This is a genomic window from Paenibacillus pabuli NBRC 13638 (assembly GCF_001514495.1).
Classification (GTDB): domain Bacteria; phylum Bacillota; class Bacilli; order Paenibacillales; family Paenibacillaceae; genus Paenibacillus; species Paenibacillus pabuli.
Genome location: NZ_BCNM01000020.1, coordinates 119,885 through 138,569, shown reverse-complemented (window position 1 = coordinate 138,569; position 18,685 = coordinate 119,885). Strand labels below are relative to the sequence as shown.

The 18,685-nt window shown below is 47.8% G+C and carries 17 protein-coding genes and 1 tRNA gene; all 18 read left to right on the top strand.

From position 1 onward, the window contains the following. Positions 1–6: 6 nt before the first annotated feature. The 18 genes from PPA03S_RS24400 to PPA03S_RS24315 all read left to right on the top strand — a co-directional run bounded on the left by PPA03S_RS24400 (position 7) and on the right by PPA03S_RS24315 (position 18,412). Positions 7–79 (top strand) — tRNA-Lys (locus PPA03S_RS24400). A gap of 249 nt (positions 80–328) precedes the next feature. Then, the gene (locus tag PPA03S_RS24395; protein WP_217998969.1) at positions 329–1,462 is read left to right on the top strand and encodes a PucR family transcriptional regulator; all 1,134 of its coding nucleotides are present in this window, start codon (positions 329–331) and stop codon (positions 1,460–1,462) included. 103 nt (positions 1,463–1,565) lie between these two features. Next, a complete protein-coding gene (locus PPA03S_RS24390; protein ID WP_062326717.1) occupies positions 1,566–2,690 on the top strand; it encodes an ABC transporter ATP-binding protein in 1,125 nt (374 codons plus the stop codon). 382 nt (positions 2,691–3,072) lie between these two features. Next, positions 3,073–4,011, top strand: coding sequence for an HPr(Ser) kinase/phosphatase (hprK, locus tag PPA03S_RS24385; RefSeq protein ID WP_062326715.1), 939 nt, complete (start codon positions 3,073–3,075; stop codon positions 4,009–4,011). 121 nt (positions 4,012–4,132) lie between these two features. Next, entirely contained in the window at positions 4,133–5,170 is a 1,038-nt protein-coding gene (gene lgt, locus PPA03S_RS24380; RefSeq protein WP_062326713.1) for a prolipoprotein diacylglyceryl transferase, read from the top strand. A 6-nt stretch (positions 5,171–5,176) separates the two neighbouring features. Then, the gene (ppaX, locus tag PPA03S_RS24375; protein ID WP_062326711.1) at positions 5,177–5,827 is read left to right on the top strand and encodes a pyrophosphatase PpaX; all 651 of its coding nucleotides are present in this window, start codon (positions 5,177–5,179) and stop codon (positions 5,825–5,827) included. Next, positions 5,824–6,363: an acyltransferase gene (locus PPA03S_RS24370; protein ID WP_062326709.1), complete on the top strand. Its 540-nt coding sequence runs from the start codon at positions 5,824–5,826 to the stop codon at positions 6,361–6,363. The genes ppaX and PPA03S_RS24370 overlap by 4 nt, the downstream gene beginning before the upstream one ends. 546 nt (positions 6,364–6,909) lie before the next feature. Continuing rightward, positions 6,910–8,124: an ATP phosphoribosyltransferase regulatory subunit gene (locus PPA03S_RS24365; protein WP_062326707.1), complete on the top strand. Its 1,215-nt coding sequence runs from the start codon at positions 6,910–6,912 to the stop codon at positions 8,122–8,124. A 1-nt stretch (position 8,125) separates the two neighbouring features. Next, positions 8,126–8,785, top strand: coding sequence for an ATP phosphoribosyltransferase (gene hisG / locus PPA03S_RS24360; RefSeq protein ID WP_062326705.1), 660 nt, complete (start codon positions 8,126–8,128; stop codon positions 8,783–8,785). 106 nt (positions 8,786–8,891) lie between these two features. Continuing rightward, positions 8,892–10,196 (top strand): histidinol dehydrogenase, encoded by a 1,305-nt coding sequence (hisD, locus tag PPA03S_RS24355; protein WP_062326703.1) that lies wholly within the window; start codon positions 8,892–8,894, stop codon positions 10,194–10,196. Beyond that, entirely contained in the window at positions 10,189–10,818 is a 630-nt protein-coding gene (gene hisB / locus PPA03S_RS24350) for an imidazoleglycerol-phosphate dehydratase HisB (RefSeq protein WP_062326701.1), read from the top strand. The genes hisD and hisB overlap by 8 nt, the downstream gene beginning before the upstream one ends. Positions 10,819–10,821: 3 nt before the next feature. Further along, complete coding sequence (gene hisH, locus PPA03S_RS24345) at positions 10,822–11,442, top strand: imidazole glycerol phosphate synthase subunit HisH (protein WP_062326698.1); 621 nt, start codon at positions 10,822–10,824, stop codon at positions 11,440–11,442. 268 nt (positions 11,443–11,710) lie between these two features. Beyond that, a complete protein-coding gene (gene hisA, locus PPA03S_RS24340; protein WP_062326695.1) occupies positions 11,711–12,445 on the top strand; it encodes a 1-(5-phosphoribosyl)-5-[(5-phosphoribosylamino)methylideneamino]imidazole-4-carboxamide isomerase in 735 nt (244 codons plus the stop codon). Positions 12,446–12,513: 68 nt separating this feature from the next. Then, the gene (gene hisF, locus PPA03S_RS24335; RefSeq protein WP_062326693.1) at positions 12,514–13,275 is read left to right on the top strand and encodes an imidazole glycerol phosphate synthase subunit HisF; all 762 of its coding nucleotides are present in this window, start codon (positions 12,514–12,516) and stop codon (positions 13,273–13,275) included. Continuing rightward, the gene (gene hisIE / locus PPA03S_RS24330) at positions 13,268–14,011 is read left to right on the top strand and encodes a bifunctional phosphoribosyl-AMP cyclohydrolase/phosphoribosyl-ATP diphosphatase HisIE (protein WP_062326690.1); all 744 of its coding nucleotides are present in this window, start codon (positions 13,268–13,270) and stop codon (positions 14,009–14,011) included. Before hisF ends, hisIE begins: the two co-directional genes overlap by 8 nt. Before the next feature lie 12 nt (positions 14,012–14,023). Further along, positions 14,024–14,848: a histidinol-phosphatase HisJ gene (gene hisJ / locus PPA03S_RS24325; protein ID WP_062326688.1), complete on the top strand. Its 825-nt coding sequence runs from the start codon at positions 14,024–14,026 to the stop codon at positions 14,846–14,848. An 80-nt stretch (positions 14,849–14,928) separates the two neighbouring features. Beyond that, positions 14,929–15,876, top strand: coding sequence for a ribose-phosphate diphosphokinase (locus PPA03S_RS24320; protein ID WP_062326686.1), 948 nt, complete (start codon positions 14,929–14,931; stop codon positions 15,874–15,876). A 283-nt stretch (positions 15,877–16,159) separates the two neighbouring features. Continuing rightward, the gene (locus PPA03S_RS24315) at positions 16,160–18,412 is read left to right on the top strand and encodes a helix-turn-helix domain-containing protein (RefSeq protein WP_062326684.1); all 2,253 of its coding nucleotides are present in this window, start codon (positions 16,160–16,162) and stop codon (positions 18,410–18,412) included. Positions 18,413–18,685 lie beyond the last annotated feature (273 nt).

Below are 18,685 nucleotides of genomic sequence, written 5' to 3'. Positions count from 1 at the left end.
TTTTATGAGTCATTAGCTCAGTTGGTAGAGCACCTGACTTTTAATCAGGGTGTCGAAGGTTCGAGCCCTTCATGACTCATCATATGAAAAGTGATTAAATCATTAATTTGATTGGTCACTTTTTTTGTTATGTAAAAAAAAGATTATGATTTTGTTTGCATGGATAGCTGAGTTCAAATTTGACCCTAAATGATCGAAAAAGGCGATGCTGCCCAAGTTATGATAAAATAATAGAAAAAAGCAGAGTGGTGGCGTTCATTATATGAAGCTCATACCTGATCTAAAACATCGAATTGAAGTAATCCTAGGTACTACATTACATGAATCCGTGATAACTATAGAAGAATGGAATCGTTCTGCATTGCATTCTACTGATCGAGAACCTAATCCATTGGTTCTTCTTAATTCTGATACAAAAGAGGCTGTGGGTTTAGCGATTGATGATGTAAGAAGGAATGATATCGTTAAAGGTGCGAACAGTTGGCGGACAGAAGACCGTATATTTTTTAGAGTAGGGTTGAATGAACATGAAGGGACCATTTTAAATTGGGTATGCTCTGCTGACTCGGTTACGCTCGAAGTACAGCGCTTGATTGAACTTCTCATTAGTAGTCATAAGGAGCCGATAGATGAAGAGGAGCCCGTAATATATGAGAACGATAGAGAACAGCTGCTTGCTGAATTGGGACAGTGGCTTCGGCAGCAGCTCAAACATCCAACCGAGCAAAAATCGGTTCCTGAACATTTTGTATTCGCCGGTGAATTGAATACAGAGAAAATTCCATTTTTGCTGCAGTGTGAGACACCGGATGCCCATCGGATTCGTTCCAAGGAACTGAACAAGTTGCTGGAGAGCTACTTTGGAGAAGACATTATGCTAATCCCAGTCGGGGAGCAAGAGTGGCTATTTCTCGGCGATGAACAGATTGTCACGGGTGAAGCCGAGGACGATACGACAGAAGCCAGAAAGGACTTACTGAATGCTTTTTGTCAGGGGCTGTATGAGTTGGTAGCCAGTGAGTGGGCGGGTGTATTCCATCTGTCAGCATCCTTACCCTGCATCCCGGCCGAACAGTTGTCGACCGTTACGGCTCTTCTTCAAGAAAGTATCCATTTGGGCAGGTCTTTCCATGTCGCACAACATATCCATCTCCCATGGGATCTGCACCTCGAACGTTTGGTGGCGAGCATCCCGGAGCAGCAGCGTCTTCGTTTTATACAGGAGACGGGGAAGGGAACCACGCTGTTTAGTGATAGTGAGACACTTGCCACCCTGGAGACCTTTTTTAATCTGGATTGCAATGTCAGTGAGACGGCAAAGCGACTCTTCATTCACCGCAATACCCTGGTGTATCGTCTGGATAAGATCAAACAGGAGATTGGGTATGATGTGAGAAATTTCGAAAGTGCTGTTCTGGTAAGGCTTTTACTGCTTATGTACAAAGTGACGAAAAAGCTCTGATATTTTTGTGCAGTTTGCGAATAGTCAAACATCACACAAATGGGTTAATATAAAACTACAAAATGTATTCGATTACAAAATGATCTCTGAGGAGGCAATAATCATGGCTGGTGTACGTTTAGAGCATATTTTCAAAAAATACCCGGGTTCTGATAAAGCAACAGTAGTTGATATTAACCTGGACATCAAAGATAAAGAATTCTTGGTACTGGTTGGTCCGTCCGGTTGTGGTAAATCAACAACACTGCGTATGATCGCAGGCCTTGAGGAAATTTCTGAAGGTAAACTCTATATCGGTGACCGTGTCGTTAATGATGTTGCTCCTAAAGACCGCGATATCGCGATGGTATTCCAATCCTATGCCTTGTATCCGCATATGAGCGTATATCAAAACATGGCGTTTGGTTTGAAATTGCGTAAAGTGAAAAAAGACGAGATCGACAAACGTGTACGTGAAGCAGCTAAAATCCTGGATATCGAACATTTGCTTGAGCGTAAACCTAAGGCATTGTCCGGTGGTCAACGTCAGCGTGTCGCTCTGGGACGTGCGATCGTCCGTGATCCACAAGTCTTCTTGATGGATGAGCCTCTCTCCAACTTGGATGCAAAACTGCGTGGTCAAATGCGTGCTGAGATCACTAAACTTGCGAAACGTTTGGAAACAACCGTTATCTACGTAACGCATGACCAGATCGAAGCCATGACAATGGGTGATCGGATCGTTGTTATGAAGGATGGTATCATCCAACAAGCAGCTTCTCCGGAAGAGCTTTATAACCACCCTGCTAACCTGTTCGTAGCTGGTTTCATCGGTTCCCCGACAATGAACTTTATCTCGGGTAAATTGGCTGAGCAAGGTACTAGCCTGCATTTCGTAGCTCCTGGTGTGGACGTTGAAATCCCGCAAGGTAAAGCACAAGTGCTGAAATCAAGAGGATACATTGGCAAAGAAGTAATTCTGGGTGTTCGTCCAGAAGATATTCACGAAGAGCCAGTATTCCTGGAAGCATCCCCGAACTCTGTATTCTCTACACACGTAGACGTAACAGAGAACTTGGGTCACGAAATGCTCCTCTACTTGAGCGGTGTAGGTAATGATACTACAATCGCACGTGTAGACGGACGTTCCAACACTCGTGATGGTTCCACAGTTAAAATGGCAATCGACATGAACAAAGTTCATATCTTTGACAAAGAGACTGAAGTGAACGTGCTCCTTCAAGACTAATATTACTAGGATTCCTCAGTAATGATGGAATCTGTCAGTTAATGCAATCATACATTGTTATCAGAGCCCCTTCCGTTATTGCTGGAAGGGGCTTTTTTGAAGATTATTGAATTTATAAGTTTCCAGCGGGGCTGAAGGATTTGATAATCGCAAGAAAATCAATCTTTAAACCACGAATGCAGTATCCTCGATAGTGCTTCGATGAGAAGACTTTTCTTACTCATGGGTGGATGAAGCCAAGATTGCATTCAGTCCGGAATTCATTTAAGATTATTTGAAGGTTAGATGCTGTAACAAACAACATGAATGCGCTATTAATGCAAATGAATGACGCTAATGCTGATATACATAGAGGGCAGCGAATGCTGAAAGGAAGAGACAAATGGTGAAAAAAGTGAAAGTATCTGAATTGGTACAACAGTTCCAGTTAGAGGTTGTTTCTGGATCTCATGGTCTGAAGAGAGTCATAACCGTAGACGATTTGAACCGTCCTGGCCTAGAAATGGCCGGTTATTTCGAATATCATCCTCAAGAACGGGTTCAGCTGCTAGGTAGAACAGAGCTGGCCTTTTTTGCGATGCTGCCGGAAGATGAGCGCCGCGATCGAATGCAGCGCCTTTGTACGGAAGAAACGCCATGTATCGTAGTAACCCGTGGATTGGAAGTTCCACAGGAATTGATCGATATCAGTGAAGAACAGAACCTGGCTGTGCTCCGCAGTAACATGGCTACAACGATTCTATCCAGCCGGATTACTGGATTCCTGGAGAAGAAACTGGCGCCTACAGCAACGATTCACGGTGTACTCTGTGATGTGTATGGCGTAGGGATGTTGATTACAGGAAGCAGCGGTATTGGTAAAAGTGAAACCGCACTGGAACTGGTGAAACGTGGTCACCGACTGATTGCCGACGATGCGGTAGAAATCCGCCAGACATCGGACTTTCAGCTGCACGGAACTGCACCGGAGTTGATCCGTCACCTGCTGGAGATCCGTGGTGTCGGCATCATCAACGTCATGACATTGTTTGGTGCGGGCGCGGTACGTAATAACAAACGAATTACGCTGGTTGTCCGTTTGGAAGCTTGGCAGCAGGATAAGCAATATGACCGTCTCGGTCTGGATGAAGAGACTACACGTATTATTGATACCGATGTACCGCTTGTTACGATCCCTGTGCGTCCGGGACGGAACTTGGCTGTTATCATTGAAGTAGCGGGAATGAACTATCGCTTGAAACAGATGGGGCTAAATGCTGCGCTGCAATTTACGAATAAGCTTACAGCAACCATCTCTGAAGATATGGAAGACATGGACTAAGAAGAATTCCATGTAGAATAAAGGGCCAATGGTTGACATGCTCTGCTCCGTTCTAGGATGGTAGAGACATGCAGCAATTGGTCATGCGTTTGAATGAGTCATTTTATAGGAGTGTGAATGAATGGATACATTATTACTGTTGAATCCAATTGCGTTCTCCATAGGAGCGTTAAAGGTTCACTGGTACGGGCTTATTCTTGGTACAGCAGCACTTGTAGGTTTGCTGCTCGTCATCCGGGAAGGTAAACGGTACAACATTCCGCAGGAAGTGTTCATGGACATGGTTCTGCTTGGTGTGCCTTCTGCCATTATTGGTGCCCGCATATACTATGTGGCATTTCGATGGGATGATTATAAGGATAATTTCTGGGATGTCTTTAAAATATGGAATGGTGGTATCGCCATATACGGCGCACTGATTGGAGCAATCATATGTGCAGTTATTTTCTTCCGTCGTAAAGGGTATAATTTCTGGCGCATGGCGGACATATGTGCACCTGGGCTTATCGTTGGGCAGATGATTGGGCGCTGGGGTAACTTTGTAAACCAGGAAGCCTATGGCGGGCCAGTGGAAGAATCATTTTTGAGGGACAAGCTTCATTTGCCAGACTTTATTGTCAATCAGATGAATGTGGAAGGTGTATTCCATCATCCTGCGTTCTTGTATGAATCGATGTGGAGTCTTGTTGGTTTGGTCATCTTGCTGGTGCTTCGTCGTCAGAAGTTCCTGCGTGCGGGTGAGCTGTTTATGTCCTATTTCATCTGGTACTCGATCGGTCGTTTCTTTATCGAAGCGCTGCGTACAGACAGTCTGGGATTCCAGGCTCCGCAGTGGGTTGCTTCGCTGGTCAATGGATTATGGTCTCCGATGACAGCTATGGGCTTCGAGCAAGGTTATCTGGATCCGGCATACGGTAATGTGAGAATCTCGCAACTGCTGGCTATTGCCATCATTATTGCTGCGGTAGTATTCATCGTCGTGAGAAGAACGACGGGTAAGGCAGCTGTGCGATATAGTGATCCGATTGTATCCTCCAAAGTTCTTTCGGAATCATCGGATGATATGGTGCATACGGGTTCGGTTGCAGGCAAAGAAGGCACGGTAACTTCAGAGCCTGCCCATGAGGAGCCTAAGCAAGCTGAAGATAAAAAGGAGTAATGCAGCATGATTAACACGGTTTTGTTTGATCTGGATGGAACGATTATTGATACCAATGAGCTGATTATCAGCTCTTTCCTTCACGTTATAGAGGAGCTGCAGGTGTCCACACCGTGGACGCGGGAACAGATCATTCCTCATATGGGAGGTACACTGGAGAATCAGATGCGTACATTTTCAGGTAAAGAGGATGTTGCGGAATACGTAAAAGGATATCGGGCGTACAATGATGTACATCACGATGCGATGGTGCAGCCATTTCCTCACGTCATTGAGGTCATTGAAGCCTTGCATCAAGCGGGAATTGTGATGGGTGTCGTTACGACCAAGATTCGTCCATCCACACTCAAGGTGCTGGAGCGTTTCGACCTGTTAAAATATATGAAATCAATTGTGACGGTTACAGATGTAACAAATCCCAAACCGCATGCTGAACCTGTCTTGAAAGCGATGGAGGAACTAGGTTCCGACCCTTCGAAAACCCTGATGGTGGGTGATAGTCCAGTCGATATTCAATCAGCGCAGAACGCGGGTGCACTGGCAGCAGGTGTGGCCTGGTCTCTTAAGGGAGAGACTGTATTAAGCGGCTATAACCCGGATTATATTTTGCACGACATGAAGGACTTGCTTACGCTTATTGAAACGGGACGTTCATGAGAAAAGTAACCCGCTATCCCGTAGAAGGCCATAATGCTCTCTGGCATATCTACAAGACAGTGAGTCCGTGGAAAGGCGTGCGCAATTTCATCTGGATTCAGTTGTCACGATACTGCCCGATTCTATCGGTCAAGAACTGGATCTATCGTCGCATGCTTGGCATGAAGGTGGGGAAACATACGGCATTTGGATTGATGGTGATGGTGGATGTATTCTTTCCAGAGAAAATTACGGTAGGCGAGAATTCCGTGATTGGTTACAACACCACCATCCTGGCTCACGAGTATCTCATTAAGGAGTATAGACTCGGTGAGGTAATTATCGGGGAGAATGTACTTATCGGTGCCAATTCAACCATCCTGCCGGGTGTGACCATCGGAGATAACGCGGTGGTAGCGGCTGGCGCGGTTGTCCATAAGGATGTGGCTCCAGGCGCTTTTGTCGGAGGGAACCCACTCCGCGATCTGTCCAGCTCGAATGCAGCGGAGGAGATTGTCGTAGAGACTGAGCCACCTGTTCCGGGAACTTTGGAGTAAAAGACTCAGTATGAGCGAATAAAGAACAAAAAAACAATTGTAGAAAAATTTTGTAAAAAATAGGAATGTATCTGAAAAAGAAATAGAAGAAGAAACATCTGAAAAGGAAGGCTATCAAGGATAGATAAATAACCTGAATTGATTCAACCAGGGGACGAGCATAAACTCGAACGGACTGGATTAAGGAGGCTGCTGATGGCAGCTTTTTTCGTATATAAATCGTGAAACTATGGCTTTATCCATGAGATCAAAAGGAAGAGTTCATGCCAGGCGGACCAAAGGGGTCACATTGTTGACGATGGATAGTCATTCATGTTATCATATCCCATATCCTTTAGTTTGTTAGCACTTTACCATGTTAAAGAAAACAGGGGCAAGAACAGTATAGAATAGCACAAATAGACACGTGCTTATTTTCTGAAAGCAGCCTGGCAGCAGTAATAATAATTTAGGTTACAAGATAGAATGAGGATTTACACTACATAAATCCTGTTGAAATAGAACGTCTACCCATCTTAAACTACTGACTCGGGGTGAATAATACCAATGTCCAAACCAAAAGGCTTTGAAAAACCGACCGGTTTTCGTGACTACACACCACATGTGGTGACCAAGCTGCGAACGATTGAGCGGAATGTACTGGAATGCATGGAACGCTGGGGTTACCGTCAAATTATTACGCCAACAATTGAATATTACGACACCGTGGGTGTAGCAAGCTCCACATCAGATCGCAAATTGTTTAAATTGCTGAACAGCCGGGGTACTACGCTTGTGCTGAGATCGGATCTGACAGCTCCGATTGCAAGGGTAGTTTCTTCTTTGTTGAAAGATGAAGAGCTACCACTGCGTCTTTCCTATCATGCCAATGTGTTTCGTTCTATTGAAGAGGAAGCGGGACGTGAGGCAGAATTTTTTCAAACGGGTGTAGAGCTGGTTGGCGATGATTCACCAGAGGCAGATGCAGAAGTTGTAGCACTTGCGATTGCTTCATTGCAGGCAGCGGGTGTATCTTCCTTTAAAATTGCGATGGGTCATATGGGATTCCTGAACGGGTTGCTGGAAGAGGTCATTCCAGGTCAAACGGTACAACAGGAGCAGCTGAAAGAAGGGTTGCTCGGACGTGATTATGTCGGCTATCGTCAATCCATTGAAGCATTGAATCTGGAGCCTAAACTAAAGGAGCAGCTTGAAGCAATTTTGCGTTTGCGTGGCGGTAAAGAAGTATGCACTCATGCAACAGAGCTGAGCTCAAGTGCTGAAGCAGCACAATCCATTGCACATCTATGTGCTGTTTTTGAAGTGTTGGAAGCGTATGGTGTATCTGAGCATGTGTTGATTGATCTGACGATGATTGGTGATTTCTCCTATTATACAGGCATGACGTTCGAAGGTTACGCGGCAGAACTTGGATCACCGGTATGTAGTGGCGGACGGTATGACAATCTGTTACAGCAGTTTGGTCGGTCGCTGCCAGCTACAGGGTTTGCACTCAAAACGAACCGGATTATCGATGGTGTTCACGGCATTACAATAGAAGAAAAGAAACCTGTGCGTATTCAATATACGTCAGAATGCCGAGCAGAGGCTCTAAACGAAGCGGCGAGATTACGCAGTATCGGTCAGAATGTAGTCACGTTTCTCCTTCCCGAAGATGGAGCAGAGACAAGTACGACAAATGTTGGAGCTCTAACAGGCAACAAGTCGATGCAGGCTGAGCAGGTTATTACGTTCGGATCTGAAAAGGGAGGGAAACGCTGAGATGTCGGATATTTTGAAGGTTGCGATGCCGAAGGGCCGAATCTATAAGAAAGCCTCCAAATTGTTCCGCGAAGCAGGGCTCGACATTCCCGTGGACGTGGACGATACCCGCAAGCTGGTCATTGAAGTACCGGAAGCCGGAATGGAATTCATCATGGCGAAGCCGGTGGATGTGCCAACGTATGTCGAGTATGGAGTAGCGGATATTGGCATTGTGGGCAAAGACGTTCTCCTTGAGGAAAATCGGGACGTATACGAATTGTTGAACTTGGGAATCGCACAGTGCCGCATGTCTGTTATTGGATTACCGGACTGGACGCCAGGCATTCAACAGCGGGTGGCAACGAAGTACCCAAGAATCGCTTCCCAATATTTCCGTGAGCAGGGACAACAGGTGGAAGTGATCAAGCTGAACGGTTCCATTGAACTGGCGCCGCTGATTGGTTTGGCTGATCGAATCGTCGATCTGGTGGAGACAGGTCAGACGCTCCGCGAGAACGGACTCGTTGAGATGACAGGTATTCTGGATATTACGAGCCGCCTTATTGCCAACCGGGTTAGCTATCGGATGAAGAACGCACGGATTCAGGCATTATGCGATGCTCTCCAGCAGGTCATTCCAGCCTCGAATGAGGTGTCGGCGGGAAGTTTTCGGGGGTAAATATAAGCTGGCAATATGGAATGAAAATAAGATATTGAGATTGATTATAGCTTGATCGGGTATTAGAGGCTTCACATGCACTACAGGGATAGAGGAGGTTGTACGCATGAAAATTGTACCTGCACGGGAATTTGATCTGAAGCGGGAAGTGGAATACGGTTCACCGGAGCAAAATGAAACGGTACGGCGCATTGTCAGCGACATTCGCCGGGAAGGAGATGCGGCACTGCTGCGTTATACGGAGCAGCTGGACCGCACGAAGCTGACAGCTGCGGAGCTCCGCGTGCCGCAGGAAGAACTGCAGGCGGCTTATGCAGCCGTCGAGTCTTCCTTTGTGACGGCAATCCGTCAGGCCGCCGCTAACATTCGTGCTTTCCACGAGAAGCAGAAGCGCAACTCGTGGATGGATTGGCAGCCGGACGGTAGTCTGCTGGGCCAGGTGATCCGGCCGCTGAAGCGGGTCGGCGTCTATGTGCCTGGCGGCAAAGCAGCGTATCCTTCGTCCGTGCTGATGAATGTGATTCCGGCACAGGTGGCAGGTGTGCCGGAGATTGTTCTGGTGACGCCGCCATCGACTAATGGCGGCGAAGGCATTAACCCGTACATTCTCGTCGCTGCTGCGGAAGCAGGCGTGAGCGAGATGTATCGGGTTGGCGGCGCACAAGCAATCGCCGCCCTTGCTTACGGCACGGAAAGCATTGCCCCGGTCGACAAGATCTGTGGACCGGGTAATATTTACGTGGCGCTCGCGAAGCGCGAGGTGTACGGTGCAGTCGATATCGACAGTATCGCCGGGCCGAGTGAGATTGTGGTGCTCGCCGATGATACGGCGAATCCGGTGTACGTCGCCGCCGACCTGCTGTCGCAGGCGGAGCATGACGAGATGGCATCGGCCATTCTCGTCACGAATTCGCCCGCGCTGGCGGAAGCTGTGCAGGGCGAAGTGCATCGGCAGCTCGATGTGCTGCCTCGGCGCGATATCGCTGCTGCTTCCATAGAGCAATATGGCGCAATTATTGTGGTCGATTCCATCGATGAGGGAATCGATGTGGTGAACCGGCTCGCACCGGAGCATCTGGAGATCATGGTGCAGGAGCCCATGGCTTACGCTGGCCGGATTGAAAATGCCGGAGCGATCTTCCTCGGCCCATATAGTTCGGAGCCGGTAGGGGATTATTTTGCCGGACCAAATCACATTATCCCGACCAATGGAACAGCCCGATTCAGTTCACCTGTGGACGTGGATGATTTTATCAAAAAATCGAGTTTGATCTATTACAGCAAGGAAGCGCTGCTCCAAAACGGAGCGGCTATTATAGAGCTGGCCCGGCATGAAGGGCTCGAAGGACATGCCCGTGCGATCGCTGTACGGTTAGAACAGGAAGGAAAGGCGGAATCGGATCATGGATAAGCAGGATAATAATTTGGACTTACAGAACAAGGGTGCTGTACGTCAGGCAGAGGTAGACCGCAAAACAAATGAAACGAACATTCAGCTTTCTTTTGCCGTAGACGGCACTGGACAATCCGAGATTGAAACGGATGTACCTTTCTTGAACCACATGCTGGATCTGTTCACGAAGCATGGACAATTCGACCTGAACGTACAGGCGCGCGGCGATATTGATATTGATGATCACCACACGGTGGAGGATATCGGGATCTGTCTGGGACAGACTCTTCGTGAAGCATTGGGTGACAAGCGGGGCATCAAACGTTATGCCAGTGTATTTGTACCCATGGATGAGGCTCTCGCTCAGGTCGTCATCGATGTCAGCAACCGCCCTCACTTTGAATACCGTGCACAATACCCATCTCAGCAAGTGGGCAGCTTCTCAACCGAGCTGGTGCATGAATTCCTGTGGAAACTGGCGCTGGAAGCACGTATTACACTGCACGTTATTGTTCACTATGGACAAAATACGCATCACATGATCGAGGCGATCTTCAAAGCGCTGGGCCGTGCACTGGATGAAGCGACAGCGATTGATCCGCGTGTAACAGGTGTGCCTTCCACGAAAGGAGTGCTGTAGACGATGGCGATTGCAATTGTCGATTACGGTATGGGGAACCTGCACAGCGTCGGCAAAGCGGTCGAACGTCTTGGCTACGAAACGCTGGTCACAGGTGACCGGGATGCTATTCTTGGTGCAGATGGAGTGATTCTGCCAGGTGTGGGTGCATTTGGCGATGCCATGGTGCACTTGCGGGAGAGTGGATTGGACGCTGTAGTGAAGGAGGCGGCAGAGGGACCCAAGCCGCTCCTCGGGATCTGTCTGGGCATGCAGTTGTTATTCAGCTCAAGTGAAGAGCATGGCGAGCATGAAGGGTTGAATATTTTGCCGGGTAAAGTGGTACGATTCGCACCGGGAGAATTAAAGGTTCCGCATATGGGCTGGAATCGATTGACGTTCCTGCATCCGGAGAATCCGCTATTCGCGGGGCTGGAGGCGGGCCATGTCTACTTTGTCCATTCATATTATGCTCGTACTGAAGTAGAAAGCGATCTGCTCGCTGTGACGGATTACGGACATCCGGTAACGGCTATTGTGGGCAGAGGTTCCAACTTCGGCATGCAGTTTCACCCCGAGAAGAGCGGAGAACTTGGCATGAAGCTGCTTGGGAACTTCCTGGCATTGACTGGATCGAAGGCTTAATTCGAAGGCGTAATATCATTCGGAATCATATGATTTTTCAACGAAAACCTTGTAAGTAATACGTAGCTAAAAGTTTTCTGAAAGAAAGCTGCATCGGAAGCATACGCTTCGCCTTTATCCCCGGAGTTCCCCCTTTAAATAAGGGATCCAAAAAAATCTGGGGATAACAGCGATCGGAAGGTTGTTCTGTCATCGGAGTGGTAAGTGTAAATATTCTTTAGTTCAATTTATTTAGAGCAGAAATATGAATATATTCAGGAGGCCTTGTATGTCATCTTTTATCCTATATCCGGCAATTGATATCCGGGACGGCAAATGTGTAAGACTGGTGCAGGGAGATTACAATCAGGAGACGGTATATAACGATGACCCGGTTCAAGTTGCTCTTTCCTGGGAAAAGCAAGGTGGTACATACGTTCATCTGGTGGATCTGGACGGTGCAAAAGCAGGTCATCCCGTGAATGATGAGCTGATTGGACGCATTGCTTCGGCCGTAAACGTGCCTGTTCAGGTGGGTGGAGGTCTTCGTACAGTGGCTGATGTAGAGCGTTTGTTGGGTCTCGGTGTAAGTCGCCTTATTATCGGAACAGCTGCTATTGAGGATCGCGCATTTACAGAAGAAGTACTGGGGCGGTATGGAGACAAAGTAGCTATTGGTATTGATGCACGTAACGGCTATGTGGCGACACGCGGCTGGCTGGAGACATCGGAGGTTCAGGCTGAGGTACTGGCAAAGGAGCTGACGGCATTCGGTGCGGAAACCTTCATCTTCACTGATATCTCCCGTGATGGCATGATGCAGGGTCCTAACGTGGAAGCGATTGTGTCTCTCGCGAAGGCGAGTGGCCGTACGGTGATTGCTTCAGGGGGAGTTAGTGTCATGGATGATCTGCTTCGTTTAAGCAAGCATGCGGAAGATGGTGTCGGAGGGGCAATCGTAGGCAAAGCACTGTATACTGGCAGCATTGATCTGTCCGAGGCGGTTCGTGCAGTAAATAAATAATAGCAGTACTATATATGTTCAATTAAACATGTACACGTTAACGATCATCAGGAGAGAGGAAGAGGAACATGCTGGCAAAAAGAATCATTCCTTGTCTGGACGTAAAGGACGGCCGGGTTGTCAAAGGCGTTAACTTCGTCAATCTCCGCGATGCGGGTGATCCGGTAGAGCTGGCCGCGCTGTATGACCGCGAGGGTGCGGACGAACTGGTGTTTCTCGATATCTCCGCTTCGGTGGAAGGCCGCGAAACGATGGAAGAAGTGGTGCGGCAAACTGCAGGCGAGATCGCTATTCCTTTTACCGTGGGTGGAGGGATCTCCAAGGTGGAAGACATGAAACGCATTTTGCGTGCAGGAGCAGACAAGATTGCGGTAAATACGGCGGCTGTGCTTAATCCTCAGCTGATTGCAGACGGGGCACGTCGCTTTGGCTCCCAGTGTATCGTAGTTGCGGTAGACGCGAAGTACAATGAGGCATGGGGCGAATGGGAAGTCTATACGCATGGTGGCCGTAAACCTTCAGGAATCAAGGCGCTGGAGTGGGTGAAACAGGCGGAGACATTAGGTGCTGGGGAAATTCTGCTGACTAGTATGGACGCGGACGGAACGAAGGATGGTTTTGATCTGAAGCTGACCGCAGCGGTATCCGAATCGGTACGTATTCCGGTCATCGCTTCGGGCGGTGCGGGTAAGGAATCCCATTTCTATGATGTGTTCACGACAGGCAAGGCAGATGCAGGTCTAGCAGCAACGATATTCCATTACAAAGAAATCGCCGTTCCGGCGTTAAAACAACATTTGAGAGAACAAGGGGTGGAGATCCGTGACTAACGTAAGCAGTGAGATCAAGGAACAGCTATCCTTGGAACAGGTTGTGGAGCACATTCGGTGGAGCGACGGGTTGGTTCCTGCCATTGTTCAGGATGCAGAGACTCGTCAAGTTCTGATGATGGCTTATATGAATCGGGAATCCCTGAAATTATCGCTCGAATCCGGTGAAACGTGGTTCTGGTCACGCTCGCGTCAAGAGCTGTGGCACAAGGGGGCAACTTCAGGCAACGTACAGACGATTACTTCATTGAAATACGACTGTGATGGTGACACCTTGCTGGTTGAAGTGAAGCCGAACGGACCTGCATGTCATACAGGAGAAGTGACTTGTTTCCATAATGAGATCATAGGCTTGCCAGAGAATTCGGCAGACCGTGCTTCAGAAGGAACGAGTGCAGATGTAGGGGGTGCTGCTTCTACAAGTGCTAGCTCGGAGAGCCGTTTTGAAGTACTAGCTGAATTGGAATCCGTTATTGCAGAACGTGAACGCGAGCGTCCAGAAGGCGCATATACAACATACCTGTTTGATAAGGGTGTTGATAAAATCCTGAAAAAAATCGGTGAAGAAGCTTCCGAGACGATCATCGCCGCCAAAAATAAAGACAATGACGAGCTTCGTCTTGAGGTTAGTGACCTGATGTATCACTTGCTCGTTCTGTTGCAAGAGCGCAAGCTGCCGCTGGATGACATCATGTCCGAGCTGAGCCGTCGCCACGAGCGGCCTCGCCGCGATTAGGAGGCGAGCCCTGTGCGTATAGACTATCATACACACCATGAGCGGTGTGGTCATGCCGTTGGCAAGCTGGAGGCGTATGTGCAGCGTGGGGTGGAGATTGGCCTGTCGCAGATTGGGCTGTCGGATCACATGCCTTTGCTGCATGTAGACCCCGCTCACTATTTACCTGAGATGGCGATGCCCATGGACGAGCTGCCCCGTTATGTGGAAGAGTGCTTCTCTCTGAAGGAACGGTACCGTGGTCAGATTGATGTACGTGTTGGTCTTGAAGGAGACTATATTGAAGGCTGGGAAACTGAAATTCGGGCCATTATTGAACGGTACCCCTGGGACTATGTAATTGGATCCGTTCATTTCCTTGGAGAGTGGGATATTACCGATTTTCGCCAGACCCATCATTGGGAAGGCAAAGACGTACTGGAAGTCTATCGTCAATATTATGATGCCGTAAGCAAAGCGGCAGCTACAGGAATGTACGATATTATGGGCCATACGGATGTGATCAAACGTTTTGGCTATACTCCAGCACCAGAGCAGACGGAAGAGCGTATAGCTCTGGAAAATGCAGCGCTGCAAGCTATCGCGAAAAGTGGCTGCGCCATGGAGCTCAATGCTTCAGGATTATCGAAACCCTGTGCAGAGATGTTCCCTGGCCGCCGGATGTTAACAGAGGCCATTCAGTTGGGGATTCCGCTGACACTTGGTTCAGATGCACACGATCCACTGAAACTGGGAGAATATCTGCCTGAAGCCGAGGCTCTACTGCTTGAGCTGGGCTGTACGGAGGTGGCGGTCTTTGAAAGCCGCCATCGTTCGTTCCTTTCTTTAAATGTATAGGCCAGTAGAGTATAATGAGGGTAAGAAATAACCTTTTAGATAAGGGATTATATAGGGACTTCAACCCTCGGGAGGGCATTATGCAGCATTCGTTACGTATTTTTTCCGGTTCATCGAACCCTAAGCTGGCAGAACAGGTATGCGACAAGCTGGGCGTACAACTAGGCAAGATCAAACTGTCCCGGTTCAAGAGCGGAGAAATATACGTTCACTACGAAGAGACAATCCGTAATTGTGATGTATTTCTGGTACAATCTTTATCTCATCCGATCAATGAGTTGTTTGTTGAACTGCTTGTTATGATTGATGCAGCCAAAAGGGCTTCTGCACGTACGGTAAATATTATTGTTCCCTACTACGGATATGCCCGTCAGGAACGCAAGTCTGCCCCGCGTGAGCCCATTTCGGCCAAGATGGTTGCAGATGTGTTGACTACCGCCGGAGCAAACCGGGTAGTAACCATTGATCTGCATGCAGCAGCAATTCAAGGGTTCTTTAATATTCCAGTGGATCATATGACATCATTGGATCTTATTAGTGACTATTTGCTGAGCAAGGGGATCGAAAATCCGGTGGTTGTCTCTCCTGATGCGGGGCGAGCATCGATGGCGGAGAAACTGGCGAATCGTTTGGACTCGCCATTTGCCATAATGATCAAGAAGCGGCCAAGCCACAACGAATCCATCATTACGCATGTCATTGGGGATGTGGAGGGTCGGACCCCGATTATTATTGAGGATCTGATTGATACCGGAACTACCATTCTTAATGTGGTTGAAGGATTGAAGGAGCGCGGCTCCAAAAACGTATACGTATGCGCAACCCATGGGCTGTTCTCCGATGGAGCATTAGGCAAGCTGAATCACCCTTCCATTGCAGAAGTGGTGGTCACGGACTCCATTGCATTGCCGGATGACCATCCGGAATGCTTTAAGGTGCTGCCTGTAGCTCCGATGCTCGCACGTGCTGTTCGCATTATTGTAGACGGCGGCTCCATGGCGACGTTGTTTAAAGATTCAGGGATTTAACCAGGTCACACTGATGCGAATTCAGATCTACTGTTCCGTGTTTGAGTAGTTTGCTGCTCAACACGGTTTTTTTATATTGTATGCAGTATAGCGGGTAGCCGAGAGAGAAGAAGGAGGGAAACGATTCCTTGCCTTGCTGGGCAGTGGCTTGTGCTATAATAACAACAAATTGATAGGGTAATGTGTTATGTGGATATTTCAATTCCAATGATGTGACTGATGTAATGAACAGTAGAACCACGGCTGACATACAGTGGTGTCGTGGAGTGAGGAGTGGGGTCTATTGTCCCGTACTTGGTATTATCGGTTACTGTTTTCGTATTTTCCTATTTTCTTCCTTACCATGACTGTACTCATTTTTATCGCTTTTGTTTTCATTAATGATATCTCCAGGGAAGAAACAAGGAAAGCAGACCAGATCTCCTCCAGTTATCTCGTGGATAGTCTGGACCGGACGATCAGGGGGATTGAGCTATCGGTATTGGAGTCGGTACAGAACGATCAGGCGTACAAGCTATATTTCAACAGCCAACATCAGGCGGGTAAAGAAACGGTATACAGCATTGCACAGAGCTTGCGTGAGCTGACGAGTTCTAACTCCTGGATTCAGTCCATTTATTTGTACGACAAGAAAAATGGAAGCGTTTTAACATTGAGCGGTTCCAAGGATTTGGACAACTTTTCAGACAAAGTGTGGATCGACCGAATTGATTCCGGCTCCCTTACTTCAGGCTGGCAGCCTGTCCGGGAATACGATGCAGGAGTTAATCAGCGTATGCCTATCCGGGTGTTGACGGTGAACAAGGATATGCCCTTGCCCTTTGGCTCGGACGGAGTACTTGTCATAAATATCAAAATGAGCAGTATCGAGCAAAGTATTGATAGCATGGTCAATGGACAGCTTTCCTTCATGACCATATCTGATCAGAACGGTCAGATTGTGTACAATGCGCATTCAGATCGTGAAGGTAGTGAAGATGGACAAGAGCTGAACAGACTCTCATTGGAACGGCTGGGTTGGACGATCTCCAGTGGAATCAAGGAGGGCAACCTTTATGGCTGGGTCTCAGTGGTTTCATATGTGTGGGTTGTTATTGCGATTGTGACAGTCATCTGCGCTGTTATCTATATCATCTATATCACTCGTCGTAACTATAAACCCATTCAAATTATTATGAATCGAATAGAGGCTCATCAGATTCGGGTGCTGGAACAGACCGGCTCTCGTACCGATGAGATGAAATTGATTGATGGTGTGTTGGAGAATCTGATCAACCATATGATGGATTCGGATAAAAAGAGCAGAGAAAACGTACTGCTGCAGCGCAGCAAACTGTTTAACGATCTGCTGAATGGGGAGAATTTGGATCATGCGGTAGAGCGATTAAAGGATCTATCACCGTTAACGGGAGTTGAAGCTTCATCTTGCTTCGCCGTTGTGGTTGGTGAGATTAACCGATATGAGAAGGGATTCCAGGAACGGTTTACGAGAGGTGAGCAGAATACACTTAAATTTGCGCTTATGAACGTTCTGCAAGAGCTCTCACGCAATGCGGATATGCAATGCTGGACGGAATGGGTCAGCTCGGATCAGATTGCGATCCTTTTCCTATCCAAAGACCGTAGCCCGGACATGACTGAGCAGATTTGTCTGGTTGCCGAGGAATGCCGATCCTGGGTTGAGCAGAATCTGCGGATATCCTTGAGTTTCGGTATCGGACCGATCGCAGAAGGGATCAAGACAATCCGGGATTCATACGTCGCGGCTGAGGCGGTAATGCACCGCAAATTGCTGAGGGACGGGGATGTGGCTGTGGCCGGGTATGGAGAAACCCAGCAGCAGCTGCTTGAAACGTATACGTATTTGCAGATGATCGCAGATTTCGTCAAAAGGTTTCGGATGTCGAGCAGTCAATGGCGCGATCAACTGGAGGAGATTTTTGCGAATTTTGAACGTGATAAACTGCCAGATGATGACATTCACTCCTTGGTTCAGGCGATGTTACAGATGCTTAGCCGAGAAGTGGCGGTCATGTCTGAAAAGCTGCAGGAGGATTTGTCGGAGGAAAACATAAACAAGCAGTTGATGCTGATAAAAGAGGCGGATACGCTTGAGGGTGTCAAAGATATTCTGTTTGATGGCCTGACGGATTTGTTCAGAACGTATGTATCGGTAACCGAAACCAAAAGCTACAAAGCGATGGTCAATGAAATGAAAAATTATATCGAAGAACAGTTTGCGAATCCTGACCTATCACTAAAGCATCTAAGCGATCGATTCCAGATTACCGGCAAACATGCAAGTTATTTGTTCAAGACGGAGTTCAATATGAAATTTGTAGACTTCCTTACAGATTTACGGATGAAGGAAACGGAGCGTCTTTTGCGGAAAACGGATCTTTCGCTCCAGGACATTGCCCTGAAGGTGGGGTATGCCAATGGAATTACCTTGGGACGTGTATTCAAACGGGTTGCAGGTATTACACCGGGGGACTACCGCCGTTTGAAACGTGATCATCACGAGACCGAGTCATGATCTTAGACTCATGCTGCACATTATATCATGCTAGGCAATGGGGCGGAATTCATGCAGACTTCTCTCGGTAGGAGCTGTGTAGAAATCCGCCTTTTTGCTGCGGGTGTAAACCGAATCCTACAGGAAACCTGCGATTATGCAATAGACCCCTGATTTAAGCCTCTTTTTAGCGCTTTTACGAATATAGTCAGTATATGAAAATGGTTTATTGGCATCGGTCACTGTTGAACCTGGCAGGAGGATGCTTGAGTGGCGAGGACTAAAGGCTCTACG

Coding starts and splice junctions, on each gene's coding strand:
- hisH (WP_062326698.1), top strand. CDS start 10,822: ATGGCGATTGCAATTGTCGATTACGGTATGGGGAACCTGCACAGCGTC.
- PPA03S_RS24370 (WP_062326709.1), top strand. CDS start 5,824: ATGAGAAAAGTAACCCGCTATCCCGTAGAAGGCCATAATGCTCTCTGG.
- lgt (WP_062326713.1), top strand. CDS start 4,133: ATGGATACATTATTACTGTTGAATCCAATTGCGTTCTCCATAGGAGCG.
- hisA (WP_062326695.1), top strand. CDS start 11,711: ATGTCATCTTTTATCCTATATCCGGCAATTGATATCCGGGACGGCAAA.
- hisG (WP_062326705.1), top strand. CDS start 8,126: ATGTCGGATATTTTGAAGGTTGCGATGCCGAAGGGCCGAATCTATAAG.
- hisB (WP_062326701.1), top strand. CDS start 10,189: ATGGATAAGCAGGATAATAATTTGGACTTACAGAACAAGGGTGCTGTA.
- ppaX (WP_062326711.1), top strand. CDS start 5,177: ATGATTAACACGGTTTTGTTTGATCTGGATGGAACGATTATTGATACC.
- PPA03S_RS24390 (WP_062326717.1), top strand. CDS start 1,566: ATGGCTGGTGTACGTTTAGAGCATATTTTCAAAAAATACCCGGGTTCT.
- hisD (WP_062326703.1), top strand. CDS start 8,892: ATGAAAATTGTACCTGCACGGGAATTTGATCTGAAGCGGGAAGTGGAA.
- hisF (WP_062326693.1), top strand. CDS start 12,514: ATGCTGGCAAAAAGAATCATTCCTTGTCTGGACGTAAAGGACGGCCGG.
- PPA03S_RS24365 (WP_062326707.1), top strand. CDS start 6,910: ATGTCCAAACCAAAAGGCTTTGAAAAACCGACCGGTTTTCGTGACTAC.
- PPA03S_RS24320 (WP_062326686.1), top strand. CDS start 14,929: ATGCAGCATTCGTTACGTATTTTTTCCGGTTCATCGAACCCTAAGCTG.
- hprK (WP_062326715.1), top strand. CDS start 3,073: ATGGTGAAAAAAGTGAAAGTATCTGAATTGGTACAACAGTTCCAGTTA.